The organism is Cupriavidus sp. SS-3 (genome assembly GCF_035818815.1).
GTDB lineage: Bacteria > Pseudomonadota > Gammaproteobacteria > Burkholderiales > Burkholderiaceae > Cupriavidus > Cupriavidus taiwanensis_C.
This window is the reverse complement of sequence record NZ_JAYLVT010000028.1, coordinates 25,043-38,630: the sequence shown is the minus strand read 5'-3', so window position 1 is coordinate 38,630 and position 13,588 is coordinate 25,043. Positions and strand designations below refer to the sequence as shown.

Sequence of the window (13,588 nt, the reverse complement as noted above, 5' to 3'; positions counted from 1 at the left end):
GCCGAGAACACCGCCATGCATTTCGACCTCGACGAAGAACACCGGATGCTCAAGGAGCTGGTCGCGCGTTTCGTGCGCGAGCAGCTGATCCCGCTGGAACCCACGGTGCTGGCGCGCGAAGCCGCCGGCGGCCAGATGGCGCTGCTGCCAGAAGAGCAGGCACGCCTGGACGCGATGTCGCGCGAGCTGGGCCTGTGGGGCCTGGACGCCCCCGCCGAGCTGGGCGGCTCCGACCTGCCGACGGTGGCGATGGTGGGCGTCAACGAAGAACTGGGCAAGACCATCACCCCCTATGACCTGCCGCCGGATTCGCCCAACCTGCGCATGCTGATGCTGACCGCGAGCGCGGCCCAGCGCGAGCGCTACCTGGCGCCGTATGCCCGCGGCGAGACCGTCTCGGCCATCGCCATCTCGGAACCGGGCGCCGGCGGCGATCCGGCCATGATGGCCACGCGCGCCGAACGCGATGGCGACCACTGGGTGCTGAACGGGCGCAAGATCTGGATCAGCCGCGCGGCGCGCGCCGACTGGACCATCGTCATGGCCGTGACCGACAAGGCCCGTGGCGCGCGCGGCGGCATCTCGGCCTTTATCGTCGAGCGCGGCACGCCCGGCCTGCGGGTCGAGCGGCGCATCCCGATGATCGGCGGCGCCTCGACCTATGAAGTGGTGCTGGAAGACTGCCGCATCCCCGCCACGCAACTGCTCGGCGCCGAGGGGCAAGGCTTCGCGCCGATGCAGGCGCGGCTGTCGACGCGCCGCGTGCAGATGGCGGCGTGGTGCATCGGGCGCGCCCAGCGCGCGCTCGACATGATCTGCGAATACGCACCGCAGCGGCAGACCTTCGGCGCGCCGCTGGCGCAGCGCCAGGCGATCCAGTGGTGGGTGGCCGACGCCGCCACGCGCATCCACGCCTGCCGGCTGATGACCTACGAAGCCGCCACCCGTATCGACGCCGGAGACGAAGCCCGCACGCAGGTGTCGATGATCAAGGTGTTCGCCACCGAAATGGCCTGGGACGTGATCGACCAGGCCATGCAGACCTTCGGCGCGATGGGCATGACCAAGGAGCTGCCGCTGCAGCAGATGGCCAACGAGACCCGGCTGATGCGCATCTACGAAGGTCCCAGCGAAGTGCATCGCTGGGTCATTGCGCGCGACCTGCTCGGCCTGCGCCGCTAGGCCCGCATCGATCCCTTGCACCGGCGGAAACACGCCGGGCATGCCACTGTCAGGAGACCACCATGCAACAGGCTTTCCGTTCCCGTCGCCGCTTCCTCGAACTCTTTCCGGCCGCGCTGGCGCTGCTCGGCGCGGCCGCGCTGCCGGCGGCGCGCGCCGCCGATGCCGACGCCTTTCCGGCGCGGCCGATCCGCTTCATCGTGCCCTTCCCTTCGGGCAGCGGCACCGACACCACCGCGCGCATGTTCGCCAGGAAGATCGGCGAGCTGACCGGCCAGGGCGTGGTGGTCGAAAACAAGCCCGGCGGCAACGGCTTTATCGGCGTGCAGACCGCGCTGAATGCGCCGGCCGACGGCTACACCGTCTTTATCGGCAGCAATTCCACGCTGTCGACCAATGCCGCCACCTTCCGCAAGCTGCCGTATGACCCGTTGACGGACTTTGCGCCAATCACGCTGCTGTCGCGCGGGCCGTGCGTGATCATCGTGCCCGCCGGCTCGCCCTACCGCACGCTGGCCGAGCTGCTGGACGACGCGCGCAAACGTCCCGGCGCGCTGAACTACGGCACGGGCTCGATTTCATACACGCTGTATTCGGAATGGCTCAACGAGCTGGCCCGCATCAAGACCACGGCGGTGCCGTACAAGGGCGCAGGCGATGCCATCAATGGCGTGATGGCGGCCAATGTCGATTTCGCCGTGGTCGATGCCACTGGCGCGATCGAGCTGGCCCGCGGCGGCAAGGCGCGCGCGCTGGCCTACACCGCGCCGCAGCGCTCGCCGCTGCTGCCGGACGTACCGTCCATCGTCGAAGCCGGCCTGCCGGACTTCCTGGCCTACAACTGGGTCGCGGCAGCGGTCTCGGCCAGGACGCCGCCGGCGCTGGTGAAGCGGCTGCGGGATCTGTTCACGCAGGCCGGCAATGCCCCGGACGTGCGCGAGTACTACACGCGCCAGTCGACCAAACTGATCCTGTCGTCGCCGGCCGAGATGCGGCAATACCAGAAGGATGAGATCGAGCGCTGGAAGCGGCTCGCGGCCGTGGCCAAAATCCCGCTGCAGTAATCGCGCCCCCTAGCCGCTGTGCTCGCGCAGCAGCACCGTCAGGCGCTGCGCCAGCGGCGACAGGTAGGCGCCTGCGCGCGTGACCACGCCGATGCGCCGGCGCAGGTCGAGCTCTTCCACGCCCAGCGGTAGCTCGCGCAGCCCGCGCTGCATGGCCTCGCCGCCGGCATTGGCGATACTCAGCATCTGCGTGCCCTGCATCAGCGCGAACAGCGAACTGCTGCCGAAGTCGATCTCGATGCGCGGCTGCGGCTCCGGCAGGCCGCGCTGGCGGAACGCCGCGTCGACCTGCTGGCGCAGCGTGATATGCCGTTCGGGCAGCAGCCATTCCTGGTCGGCGAGGTCGGCCAGGCGCAGCTTGCGCCGCCGCAGCAGCGCGTGGCCCTGGTCGGCCACCACCACCAGCCGGTCGTCGAACAGCGGCTGCACCGCGAAAGTGTCCGCCAGCGCGCCGGACGGGGTCGGCGCCACGGCCATGTCCAGTTCCCCGGCGGCGAGCAGGTCCAGCAGGTCGCGCGCCAGCCGGCGGCGCAGCCGCAACCGCGCCACCGGCCGCTCGCGCACCAGCTGCTGGCACGCGCCCAGGATCACATCGCCCGGGATCGACGGTGAATAGCCTACGCGCAGAATGCCCTGCTCGCCGGTGCGGATGCCCAGCATCTCCTTGATGCCGTCCTGGTACTCCAGCTGGATGCGCCGCGCGCGCTCGAGGAAGCGGGTGCCGGCGTAGGTGGCGGCGATGCCGTTGGCGGTGCGCTCGAACAGCGGCAGCCCCGCCTGCGCTTCCACCCGTTGCACCGCCTTGGTCAGCGCCGGCTGGCTGATCCCCAGCGCCTCGGCGGCCCGCCCGATGCCGCCGTGCGCCGCCACGGCGAGGATGTATTCGATATCCCGCGTCTCCATTGCCTCACATTCCCGACGGTTATGGCTTTATAGCCAATACCTCATTGTGGTGATGCCCGCCATCTTACAGACTACAGCGCACGAGCACACCACCGAGCGTGCAGCAAGATCATTCAGCCTACACGGAGACAGCATGGGTTTCGCGTATTTCCTGCGCCGCGCCGCGCGTTACTGGGGCGACCAGCCCGCCATCCTCTACCAGGACCAGGTGGTGACCTATCGCCAGCTCGACGAACGCTCGACGCGGCTGGCCAATGCGCTGCTGGCGCTGGGCCTGCGCCCCGGCGACCGCGTCGCGGTGCAGTCGCGCAACCGGCCCGAGCTGGTCGAACTGGAATGCGCGCTGTACAAGGCCGGCCTGGTCAAGGCCGCGCTCAACCCGCGCTTTACCGCGGCCGAAGCCAGCGACGTGGTCGACAACTGCACCCCGCGCGTGCTGATCGCAGGCCCCGGCTATACCGGCTACGACCGCGCCACGGCAGGCTTCGGCAGCATCGAGACCTTTATCGCCATCGGCGCGGCGCCCGCCGGCTACGTCGAATACGAGGCGCTGCTGGCCAACGCCGGCACCAGCGCGCCCGACATCACCCCGGCGGCCGACGACCTGGCCGTGCTGCATTTCTCGTCGGGCTCCACCGGCAAGATCAAGGCGGCCATGCAGAGCTACGGCAACCGCATCGCGGCGCTGCGCAAGATGGTGTCCGGCATGGACCGCCCCGCCCGCCCGGGCGACCGGCTGGCGCTGATCGGCCCGGTCACGCACGCCTCCGGCATGCTGATGCAGCCCTACCTGTATGTGGGCGCGACGCTGGTGCTGTTCGAAAAATTCGAGCCGGCGCACTTCCTGGCCGAAGTCGCGCGCCTGCGCATTACCCATGTGTTCATGGTGCCGGCCATGATCAACATGCTGCTGGCCGAGCCCACGCTGGCGCAGGCCGACCTGTCGAGCCTGAAGACGCTGGCCTACGGCGCTGCGCCGATGGCCCCGGCCCGCATCCGCGAGGCCTGGGAGCGCATCGGCCCGATCCTGTCGCAGGGCTATGGCGCCAGCGAATCGACCTCCGGCGTCACGCGGCTGTCCACCAGCGACCATGCCGACGCCATTGCCAACCATCCCGAGCGCCTGGCCTCGTGCGGCCGCGCGCTGGGCGAGACCGAAGTGCGCGTGGTCGACGAGCACGGCAAGGAAGTGGCCGTGGGCGAGATCGGCGAACTGGTGATCCGCGGCGACGACGTATTCCGCGGCTACTGGAACGAGCCCGCGCTGACGCGCGAGACCCTGGTCGACGGCTGGCTGCATACCGGCGACATGGCGCGCGTGGACGAGGCCGGCTATCTCTACCTGGTCGACCGCAAGAAGGACATGATCATCTCCGGCGGCTTCAACGTCTACCCGACCGAGGTCGAGGCCACGCTTTACCAGCACCCCGACGTGCTGGAGGCCTGCGTCATCAGCGTGCCGGACGACACCTGGGGCGAAAGCGTCAAGGCCGTGGTCACGCTGCGCCCCGGCCGCGAGGCCACCGCGCAGCAGCTGATCGCGCACTGCCGCGAGCGCATCGCCGACTACAAGTCGCCGCGCTCGGTCGACTTTGTCGCCGAGCTGCCCAAGAACGCCAGCGGCAAGCTGGCCCGCAAGATCGTGCGCGAACGCTACTGGCAAGGCGTCGGACGCCGCGTCAACTGAACCCGGAAACGCACCGAGGAAACCGCCATGTTCGACCACCTGACCAACCCCGTCCTGCTGGAAACCCGCGCCGGCATCCGCCGCTTTATCGACGAAGAGCTGCGCCCGCTCGAACAGGAGCTCGGCCTGGGCTCCGAGGACCCGTGGCCGCGCGAGACCCTGCGCCAGGTCTGGCGCCGCTCCAGCGAGCTGGGCTTCTACGCCGCCTGCCTGCCCACCGCGCTCGGCGGCAAGGGCCTGAACATCCAGGAACAATGCGCGCTCAAGGCCGACCTGGCCGCGAGCGGCTCGACCCTGGCCGCGCACGTGCTGGGCGACCTGGGCGGCCCGCCGCGCGTGGGCAACATGCTGAAGTACGCCACGCCCGAGCAGCTCGAGCGGTATTTCAAGCCGGTGATCCGCGGCGAGAAGTCGACCTGCTTCGCACTGACGGAAACGCATTCCGGTTCCGATGCGCAAAGCATCAGGACCGCGGCCGTGGCCGACGGCGATGAGCTGGTCATCAACGGCGGCAAGCACTACATCAGTGGCGCGCCCTTCGCCGACTTCGCCATCGTTATGTGCGTGACCGACGCCACCGCCACGCCGCCGGCCATCACCGCGGTGCTGGTCGACCTGGACCTGCCCGGCGTGACGGTGACCAACGAATACGTGCCGATGTCCGGCCAGCATATCGATGGCGATATCCGCTTCGACAATGTGCGCGTGCCGCGCGCCAACGTCTTCGGCGGCGAAGGCAACGGCTTCAAGCTGGGCATGTCGCGCATCAACGTGAACCGCCTGCTGCACTGCCCCAGCATGCTGGGGCTGGCCATGCGGGCCTATCAATCATCGGTGGAATATGCCGGCCAGCGCCGCCAGTTCGGCGGCCCGATCGCGCGCTTCCAGGCAATCCAGCACATGCTGGCCGACATGGCAGCGGCGCTGTGGGCCTGCGAAAGCATGATCGCGCACACCGCGGCGCTGGCCGACGCCGGCGCCGACCTGCGCATGAAGGCCGCGGCGTGCAAGCTGTTCGTCTCGGAGCGCTGCTTCGAGGTAGCGGACAAGGCCGTGCAGATCCACGGCAATGTCGGCGTCACGCGCGGCCATCCGGTCGAGCAGACCTTCCGCAAGCTGCGCATGTTCCGCATCTTTACCGGCACCAGCGAGATCCAGCGCAACACCATTGCGCGGGCTATCCTGGAACCGCTGCAGCAGAAAGCCTGACCGTGCCGGCGGCGCGGTCGCCGCCGGCATCCGGATCCCGGCCACAGCACAATACGACAAGACCACGGAGACCAAGCATGAACCGCCGAAACTGGCTTGCCACCGCCGGCGCCGCCGCGCTGGGCAGCCTGCTGCTGCCGGCCCGCGCCGCCAGCACCGCATCCCCCTATCCCAGCCGCCCGATCCGGCTGATCGTTCCGTTTATCGCCGGCAGCACGCCGGACAATATCGCGCGCACGCTGTCGGCGGAGCTGGGCAAGAAGCTCGGCCAGCCGCTGGTGGTCGAGAACATGCCCGGCGCCGGTGGCATCATCGGCGCCGGCGCGCTGCGCCGCGCCGCGCCCGATGGCTACACGCTGGGCATCCTGGCCAATTCGCACGTCATCAACGTGCACATGTACCGCAAGATGCCGTATGACCCGACCCATGACTTCACGCCGATCACGGCGTTGTCGGGCGGGCCGTCGGCGCTGGTGGTGCCCATGTCCTCGCCCTACAAGACCGTCGCCGAGCTGGTCGCGGCGATGAAGAAGGAGCCGGGCAAGTTGAACTACGGCTCCGGCGGCAAGGGCAGCATCGCCCATCTGGCGGTGGAGACCATGCTGCACCAGACCGGCTGCGACGCAGTGCATATTCCCTACAAGGGCGCGCCGGAGATCCTCACCTCGATGCTGACCGGCCAGACCCAGTTCGGCATGCCGGTGCTGGGCACCGCGACCCAGTACGTGCGCAACAACCAGGTCAGGGTGCTGGCCGTCACCGCGGCCGCGCGTTCGCCCTACTTCCCCGACGTGCCCACCATGGCCGAAGCGCTGCCGCCGGGCTTTGTCATCGACAACTGGAGCGGCCTGTTCGCGCCGGCCAATTTCCCGGCCGAGCTGGCGCAGAAGCTGCACGCCGCGGTGCGCGCGCTGCAGACCGCCGGCGTGTTCGACGCCCAGCTCAAGGCCAATGCCGGCGAGCTGCGCCGCAGCGCGTCGCCGGCGCAGTTCGGCACCATGGTGGCCAGCGACAACGCGCGCTATGGCGACCTGATGAAGTCGATCGGCATGACCGGCGACCTGGGCTGATACAGCTGGCCTGCTCCCTGCATCGCGCGCCACGCCGCGCATGCGGCGCTTGTGTTTTCTCCTTTCCTGAGGCTCCGCATGAAGCCAGCATGGTCTTGCCTGAACGACGTCACCATCCTCGACGTCAGCCAGTTGCTGCCCGGCCCGCACGCCTGCAGCCTGCTGCGCCAGCTTGGCGCGGAGGTGATCAAGGTCGAGCCGCCCGGCAGCGGCGACACCGCGCGCCAGCTGGGCGCGCATGTGTATGCGCAGTTCAATCGCGGCAAGCGCTCGGTGGCGCTGGACCTGAAATCGGACGCCGGCCGCGCGGCGTTCCTGGACCTGGTGCGCGATGCCGACGCCGTGGTCGAAGGCTTCCGCCCCGGCGTGATGGCGCGCCTGGGCTTGGGCTATGAGGCGCTGGCGGCGGTCAATCCGGCCATCGTGCTGTGTTCGGTCTCAGGCTTCGGCCAGACCGGACCGTACGCCAGCCACGCCGGGCATGACCTGAACTACCTGGCGCTGGCCGGGTACTGGGCCACGCCGGTGCAGGTCCACGATGCAGTCTCGCGCCCGCGCGTGCGGGTGTCGGATTACGCAGCGTCGGGCTACGCGGCGTTATCGCTGGCCGTGGCGATCATGAGCGCGCGGCAGCACGGACAGGGGCAGCATCTCGATGTGTCGATCCACGATGCCGTGCTGTCGTGGACCGCCCCTGGTGCGTGGACTGCGCGCGCACACGAGGATTGCCCGCGGGCCTCATCCACCGTGATGCCGGAAAACGATTTGTTCGAAACCCGCGACGGGCGGCACCTGGCGCTGGGCATCCTGGAAAACAAGTTCTGGGACAACCTGTGCGCGGCGCTGGGCGACGCGTTCCCGGCGCTGCGCGATCCGCGCTTCGCCACGCGCGCCGGGCGCGGTGGGCACAAGGTGGAGGTCAATGACCTGCTGGCGGCGGTGTTCCGCACGCGCGACCTGGCGGAATGGGCGGGCTTCTTTGCACCGCTGGATATCCCGTTCTCGCCGGTGCTGGGATCTGCCGAGTTGTTCGAGGATGCGCATGTGCGGGCGCGGGGGGTGGTGCGGCAGCTTGAGGGCGGGATTACGGTGAGTTTTCCGGTGAAGTTTTCGTTGGGATTGCCGGAGGGGGACGATTTTGTGGCGGAGGTTGGGCAACACAATCCGCGGTAGCGGCGTCACGCCGTTCCGCTCATGACCGTCGTTCCCGCGAAGGCGGGAACGACGGTCGTGATGCTTTTCCGCGAGGCCGCCGCCGCGTACTACGCAGCCTGCAAGACCGATGCGGGCCCAAAAGCCCAAAAGCCCAAAAGGCCCTCCGGCCCTGCGGCCCTGCGGCTCAGCGTTTCTCGTCGAGCAGGTCGTTCAGGATCTCGTCGAAGGTCGCCTGCGCGTCCTCCAGCGCCTGCAGTGCCGCGTCGAAGGTCTGCAGCGCCAGTTTCGACGGCTTGCCGCTGCCCTGCGGCGGATAGTGGGCCTGCAGCGCCGTGAAGGCGACCTGCACCTGCCGCGTGGCCGCAACCACGCGTTCCATGGCCTGCGCCTCTTCGGCGCGGTATTGCTCGTGTTTCTGTTCGCTCATGCCGGTTGGCTCCCTGAAGGCGCGTCGTCTCGGTGGGGTGCGCGCGCCCGAATGAGGCATATCGTACAAGAACTGCGCGGGCCGGCTTGCGCCGCGGCCACGCCGCCGGCAAAAATAAGGTAGGCTGCGCGGCTGGGCGGCAAGGCCGGCGCACACGCGCCACGCCTGGCCGAAGCCACTGACGAATGCCATGCCATTGACCACCCGCCGCGCGCTGGCGGCCGCGCTGATGACCGCCAGCGGCTTCGCCTGCTACTGGACCTACCTGACGCTGAACCAGGACCGGCTGCTGTTCGACGCGCGCCGGCGGCCGCCGCGCGACCTGCCCGACGGCATCATCGGTTATTCGCACCTGATTCCCGGCGGCGTGGTGCGCGGCTATATCTACCACGCGCCCGGCGACACCGTGCGCGACCTGCTGTTCTACCTGCCCGGCCGCGGCGAGGATGTGCTGGAAACGCTGCAATACGCGCGCTGGCTGCCTGCCGGCATGGGCTTCGCCACCTACGATTACCGCGGCCTGGGCCACTCCGACGGGCGCCCGTCCGAGGGCGCGGCGGTGGCCGACGCCAGCCAGTTCCTGCTGCATGTGCGGCGCGTGTTCCCCGACACCCGCGTGCATGTGGTGGGCCGCAGCCTGGGCACCGGCGTGGCGATCCAGCTGGCTGACCTGCAGGATTTCGAGAGCCTGCAGCTGATCACCCCCTACGACTCGCTGCTCGAGCTGGTGCGCAAGCGCTTTCCGCTGGTGCCGCTGCGCCAGTTGATGCGCCACCACTTCGACTCTATCTCGCATTGCAAAAAGGTCGTGCAGAGCACCAAGGTGCTGCTGGCCGCCACCGACGAAGTGGTGCCGCACGCCTGCTCCGAACGGCTGATGGCGGCCTGGCCCGGCCCGGTGGCGCTGCAGACCGTGCCGGATACCGATCACTTCACCATCATCGAACGCGAGGAAACCTGGTTGTCGCTTTGCGACTTCGCGCGCCAGCACAGCCAGGCGCGCCTGCGCATGGCCGCGGTCCAGGCCGGGTCTCAGCCGGTGGAGCCAGCGCCACCGGCCCGGCCGGCCCAGCCTGCCGCGCCAGCGGTGCCCGCACCGCAGCCGGTCGACCATGACGAGCTGGGCAATCCGCTGCCGCTGGCGGCCAACCGCTGAGCCGGCCGCCGGGTCGGTCAGTTGCAGCGGGTAAAATGCGGCCCATGAAAAAATTCGCAGTCAAGGCAGGCGGCGCCGCACTGGCGCTGGCTGCCGCCGGTGCCTTGCTGGCCGGTTTTGCCGCCGTAGTCAGCCTGCGGCAGCTTCCCCCCGTCGATGCGCTGCGCGACTACCGGCCCGATGTGCCGCTGCGCATCTACACCAGCGACAACGTCCAGATCGGCGAGTTCGGCAGCGAGCACCGCGAGTTCATTCCCTTCGAGCAGATCCCGAGGCAAATGGTGCAGGCGCTGCTCGCGGCCGAGGACGACCAGTTCTACCAGCACCAGGGCATCGACATCCCCGGCGTGTTGCGCGCCGCGCTGGCCAACCTCGGCCAGGGCTACGCCCAGGGCGCTTCCACCATCACCATGCAGGTGGCGCGTGCCTTCTACCTGTCGCGCGAGAAGACGCTGGCGCGCAAATGGTACGAGATGCTGCTGGCCTGGCGCATCGACCACGCGCTGCCCAAGGACCGCATCCTCGAGCTGTACATGAACCAGGTCTACCTGGGCGAGCATGCCTATGGCTTCGGCAGCGCCGCGCACGCCTACTTCGGCAAGCCGCTGGCGGCGCTGTCGCTGGCCGAGACCGCAATGCTGGCGGGCCTGCCGAAGGCGCCTTCGGCGGTGAACCCGGTGGTCAATTTCGCGCGCGCCAAGCGGCGCCAGGAGTATGTGCTGGGGCGCATGCTGGCGCTGGGCATGATCAGCCAGGACGATTACCGCGAAGCCCGCGGCGCGCGCCTGGCCATCAGCGACGACAGCCCCGGCAGCTTTGCCGGCCATGCGGAGTACGTCGCCGAACTGGCGCGCCAGCTCGCGCGCGAGCGCTTCGGCGACGACGCCTACACGCGCGGCCTCAATGTCTACACCACGGTGTCGTCGGTGCGTCAGACCCTGGCCTACGATGCCGTGCACGGCGGGCTGGAGCGCTACGCGCGCCGCCACCGCAAGTTCGTCAAGGACCTGTCGCAAGGGCCGCAGGCCGCGCTGGTGTCGCTCGACACCGGCACCGGCGCGATCGAGGCCATGGTCGGCGGCGCCGATTTCGCCGCCAGCCGCTTCAACCACGCCACCCAGGCGCTGCGCCAGCCGGGCTCGACCTTCAAGCCCTTCGTCTATGCCGCGGCGCTGGAGCGCGGCGTGTCGCCCGGCACGCTGATCAACGACGCGCCGCTGCCGGCCGGTTCGCGCTGGCAGCCGTCCAACGACGACGGGCGCTTTGTGGGCCCGATCAGGGTGCGCCAGGCGCTGGCCGAATCGCGCAACCTGCCGGCGATCCGCACGCTGCAGGCGATCGGCATCCCCTATGCGGTGGAATTCGCCAGCCGCTTCGGCTTCTCGCCCAGGCGGCTGCCACGCTACCTGCCGCTGGCGCTGGGCTCCGGCACCACCTCGCCGCTGCGCCTGGCCGCGGCCTATGGCGTATTCGCCAACGGCGGCCACCGCGTCGAGCCCTACCTGATCGAGCGCATCACCGACAGCGACGGCAAGGTGCTGTTCAGCGCCGCGCAGGACACGGAGGAACGCCCCGCGCCGCCGCCTGTGATCAGCGCGCGCAACGCCTTCGTGATGGACAGCCTGCTGCGCAGCGTGGTCGAGACCGGCACCGGCACCGGCGTGCGCCGCTACCTGCGCCGCCACGACGTGGCCGGCAAGACCGGCACCACCAACGACTCGGTCGACGGCTGGTTCGCCGGCTATGGCGGCGGCGTGGTCACGGTGGCGTGGATGGGCTATGACGACAACCGCAGCCTGGGCGAGCATGAGTTCGGCGCGACCACTGCGCTGCCGGTGTGGGCCGCCTACATGGAAGGCCGCCTGGCCGGCGTGCCGGAGGCCGACGTGCAGGCGCCCGCCGGCCTCGTGCAGGCGGGCGGCGACTGGATGTACGCAGAGAATGCCGACGGCAGCCAGGGCATCGCCGCTATCGGCTTCCCGCCGCCGGCGCCCCCCATCGCGCCGGCCAGCCAGCCGTTGATGGATCCGCTCGCAAGCAACCTCGACGGCACCTCCCAGGCGCCTCCGACGCCTCCGGCGGCTCCGGCCGCACCCACCCCCGTCACCAGCGCGGCGCCAGGCGCCGCCACGTCGGCAGCGCCGGCCGGCAACCCGCTGTAGACTTGCGGCTTTCCCGAATTCCGCCCCGTACCCGATGTCCAGCCACAGCCCGCTGCTGATCTGGTCGGTCGCCGCGCTAACCACCGCTGGCGTCCTGTTCCGCCCCTTCCGCCTGCCCGAAGCCTTCTGGGCTGCCGGCGGCGCCCTGCTGCTGTGCGCCACCGGCCTGATGGCGCTGCCCGAGGCCTTCGCCGCGGTGCTGCGCGGCTACGACGTGTACCTGTTCCTGGCCGGCATGATGCTGATCGCGGAACTGGCCCGCAAGACCGGGCTGTTCGACCACGTTGCCGCGCTCGCCGTGCGCCTGGCGCGCGGCTCGGCGCCGCGGCTGTTTTTGCTGGTGTACGGCTTCGGCACGCTGGTGACGGCGTTCATGTCCAACGACGCCACCGCCGTGGTGCTGACGCCCGCGGTGCTGGCCGCGACCCGCGCCGCACGCGTGCGCCAGCCGCTGCCCTACCTGTACGCCTGCGCCTTTATCGCCAACGCGGCCAGCTTCGTGCTGCCGATCTCCAACCCGGCCAACCTGGTGATCTTCGGCGAGCGCATGCCGCCGCTGGCCGGATGGCTGGCCAGCTTCGCCCTGCCGTCGCTGGCCGCGATCCTGGCCACGCTGGCAGCGCTGTGGTGGACCCAGCGCGCGGCGCTGGCCGAGCCCATCGCCGCTGACGTGCCGGTGCCGCCGCTGTCGCTGCAGGCGCGGCTGAGCGCGCTGGGCATCGTGCTGACCGGGCTGGTGCTGTTGCTGGCCTCGCTACGCGGCGACGCGCTGGGCTGGCCCACCTGCGCCGCGGGCGTGGCCACGCTGCTGCTGGTCTGCGCCACCCGGCGCGAACTGCTGTGGCCGACGCTGCGCGAGGTGTCGTGGGGCGTGCTGCCGATGGTGGCCGGCCTGTTCGTGCTGGTGGCGGCGCTGGAGCAGACCGCGGTGATCCGCCTTCTTGCCGACGCCGTGGCGGCCGCCTCGCGCGACGGCGGCGCGGTGGCGCTGCTGGGCGTGGGCGCGGTGGTGGCACTGGCGGGCAACGTGGCCAACAACCTGCCGGCCGGTCTGATCGCGGCGTCTGCGCTCGACGCCGGACATGCCTCGCACGCGGTCAGCGGCGCGGTGCTGGTCGGCATCGACCTGGGCCCCAACCTGTCCGTCACCGGCTCGCTCGCCACGCTGCTGTGGCTGACGGCGCTGCGCCGCGAAGGGCTGCAGGTCAGCGCCGGCCAGTTCCTGCGCGTGGGCGCGGTGGTGATGCCGGCGGCGATGCTGCCGGCACTGGCGCTGCTGCTGCTTTAGGCGGTCGGCCTCAGCCGCTGGCGGGAACCTGCGCCGCGGGACTGCGCGGCGCCGGCGACAATGGCCGGCGCAGTCCGCCCGCGCCGTGGCGCACGGCACTGGCATGGTGTTCCGCGACACCGGTTTCCACCGGCGTGGCCGGTACCGGCACTGTCACCACATGGAGCAACATCAGGCTGCTGCACGGAAAGGCGATCGGCATGATGAGGTGGATCCCGACAAAGCGTCAGGCCGCGCTTGGCCGCGGCCGGGTGCCGGCAGCCTGCGACGGGCTGCCTGGGTGTT

12 protein-coding genes are annotated in these 13,588 nt (G+C 70.0%); 9 read left to right on the top strand and 3 right to left on the bottom strand.

Annotation, left to right across the window (positions count from 1 at the left end; translation table 11 throughout):
• The first annotated feature begins 15 nt into the window (after positions 1–15).
• Positions 16–1,182, top strand: a complete 1,167-nt coding sequence (locus tag U9J39_RS28480) for an acyl-CoA dehydrogenase family protein (protein ID WP_116314178.1) — start codon at positions 16–18, stop codon at positions 1,180–1,182.
• Positions 1,183–1,244: 62 nt separating this feature from the next.
• Positions 1,245–2,246 carry a tripartite tricarboxylate transporter substrate binding protein gene (locus tag U9J39_RS28475; RefSeq protein WP_326348711.1) on the top strand — a complete coding sequence of 334 codons (1,002 nt, stop codon included), beginning with the start codon at positions 1,245–1,247 and terminating at the stop codon, positions 2,244–2,246.
• 9 nt (positions 2,247–2,255) lie between these two features.
• On the opposite strand, the gene U9J39_RS28470 is transcribed toward U9J39_RS28475, so the two are convergent.
• Positions 2,256–3,149 (bottom strand): LysR family transcriptional regulator, encoded by an 894-nt coding sequence (locus tag U9J39_RS28470; protein ID WP_326348710.1) that lies wholly within the window; start codon positions 3,147–3,149, stop codon positions 2,256–2,258.
• A 133-nt stretch (positions 3,150–3,282) separates the two neighbouring features.
• On the opposite strand from U9J39_RS28470, the gene U9J39_RS28465 reads away from it, so the two are divergent.
• The 4 genes from U9J39_RS28465 to U9J39_RS28450 all read left to right on the top strand — a co-directional run bounded on the left by U9J39_RS28465 (position 3,283) and on the right by U9J39_RS28450 (position 8,288).
• Positions 3,283–4,836, top strand: coding sequence for an acyl-CoA synthetase (locus tag U9J39_RS28465; protein ID WP_326348709.1), 1,554 nt, complete (start codon positions 3,283–3,285; stop codon positions 4,834–4,836).
• 27 nt (positions 4,837–4,863) lie between these two features.
• Positions 4,864–6,045: an acyl-CoA dehydrogenase family protein gene (locus U9J39_RS28460; RefSeq protein WP_115713635.1), complete on the top strand. Its 1,182-nt coding sequence runs from the start codon at positions 4,864–4,866 to the stop codon at positions 6,043–6,045.
• A 77-nt stretch (positions 6,046–6,122) separates the two neighbouring features.
• Positions 6,123–7,115 carry a tripartite tricarboxylate transporter substrate binding protein gene (locus U9J39_RS28455; protein WP_326348708.1) on the top strand — a complete coding sequence of 331 codons (993 nt, stop codon included), beginning with the start codon at positions 6,123–6,125 and terminating at the stop codon, positions 7,113–7,115.
• A 78-nt stretch (positions 7,116–7,193) separates the two neighbouring features.
• On the top strand, positions 7,194–8,288 hold the full coding sequence (locus tag U9J39_RS28450) for a CaiB/BaiF CoA transferase family protein (protein ID WP_326348707.1): 1,095 nt from the start codon (positions 7,194–7,196) through the stop codon (positions 8,286–8,288).
• Positions 8,289–8,454: 166 nt separating this feature from the next.
• Here U9J39_RS28450 and U9J39_RS28445 read toward each other — a convergent pair whose 3' ends face one another.
• The gene (locus U9J39_RS28445) at positions 8,455–8,697 is read right to left on the bottom strand and encodes a hypothetical protein (RefSeq protein WP_010812795.1); all 243 of its coding nucleotides are present in this window, start codon (positions 8,695–8,697) and stop codon (positions 8,455–8,457) included.
• 190 nt (positions 8,698–8,887) lie between these two features.
• Here U9J39_RS28445 and U9J39_RS28440 point away from each other — a divergent pair, with 190 nt between their 5' ends.
• From U9J39_RS28440 to U9J39_RS28430, 3 genes are read left to right on the top strand one after another with little or no spacing between them, the layout of a single operon-like run.
• A complete protein-coding gene (locus tag U9J39_RS28440; RefSeq protein WP_116314160.1) occupies positions 8,888–9,853 on the top strand; it encodes an alpha/beta hydrolase in 966 nt (321 codons plus the stop codon).
• Between the two features lie 44 nt (positions 9,854–9,897).
• Complete coding sequence (locus U9J39_RS28435) at positions 9,898–12,015, top strand: penicillin-binding protein 1A (protein WP_326348706.1); 2,118 nt, start codon at positions 9,898–9,900, stop codon at positions 12,013–12,015.
• Between the two features lie 34 nt (positions 12,016–12,049).
• Positions 12,050–13,303 carry an arsenic transporter gene (locus U9J39_RS28430; protein WP_326348705.1) on the top strand — a complete coding sequence of 418 codons (1,254 nt, stop codon included), beginning with the start codon at positions 12,050–12,052 and terminating at the stop codon, positions 13,301–13,303.
• Positions 13,304–13,313: 10 nt separating this feature from the next.
• Here the strand turns inward: U9J39_RS28430 and U9J39_RS28425 are convergent, their stop codons facing one another.
• Positions 13,314–13,505 (bottom strand): hypothetical protein, encoded by a 192-nt coding sequence (locus tag U9J39_RS28425; RefSeq protein WP_062803446.1) that lies wholly within the window; start codon positions 13,503–13,505, stop codon positions 13,314–13,316.
• Between the last annotated feature and the right edge of the window lie 83 nt (positions 13,506–13,588).

Coding starts and splice junctions, on each gene's coding strand:
- U9J39_RS28480 (WP_116314178.1), top strand. CDS start 16: ATGCATTTCGACCTCGACGAAGAACACCGGATGCTCAAGGAGCTGGTC.
- U9J39_RS28475 (WP_326348711.1), top strand. CDS start 1,245: ATGCAACAGGCTTTCCGTTCCCGTCGCCGCTTCCTCGAACTCTTTCCG.
- U9J39_RS28470 (WP_326348710.1), bottom strand. CDS start 3,149: ATGGAGACGCGGGATATCGAATACATCCTCGCCGTGGCGGCGCACGGC.
- U9J39_RS28465 (WP_326348709.1), top strand. CDS start 3,283: ATGGGTTTCGCGTATTTCCTGCGCCGCGCCGCGCGTTACTGGGGCGAC.
- U9J39_RS28460 (WP_115713635.1), top strand. CDS start 4,864: ATGTTCGACCACCTGACCAACCCCGTCCTGCTGGAAACCCGCGCCGGC.
- U9J39_RS28455 (WP_326348708.1), top strand. CDS start 6,123: ATGAACCGCCGAAACTGGCTTGCCACCGCCGGCGCCGCCGCGCTGGGC.
- U9J39_RS28450 (WP_326348707.1), top strand. CDS start 7,194: ATGAAGCCAGCATGGTCTTGCCTGAACGACGTCACCATCCTCGACGTC.
- U9J39_RS28445 (WP_010812795.1), bottom strand. CDS start 8,697: ATGAGCGAACAGAAACACGAGCAATACCGCGCCGAAGAGGCGCAGGCC.
- U9J39_RS28440 (WP_116314160.1), top strand. CDS start 8,888: ATGCCATTGACCACCCGCCGCGCGCTGGCGGCCGCGCTGATGACCGCC.
- U9J39_RS28435 (WP_326348706.1), top strand. CDS start 9,898: ATGAAAAAATTCGCAGTCAAGGCAGGCGGCGCCGCACTGGCGCTGGCT.
- U9J39_RS28430 (WP_326348705.1), top strand. CDS start 12,050: ATGTCCAGCCACAGCCCGCTGCTGATCTGGTCGGTCGCCGCGCTAACC.
- U9J39_RS28425 (WP_062803446.1), bottom strand. CDS start 13,505: ATGCCGATCGCCTTTCCGTGCAGCAGCCTGATGTTGCTCCATGTGGTG.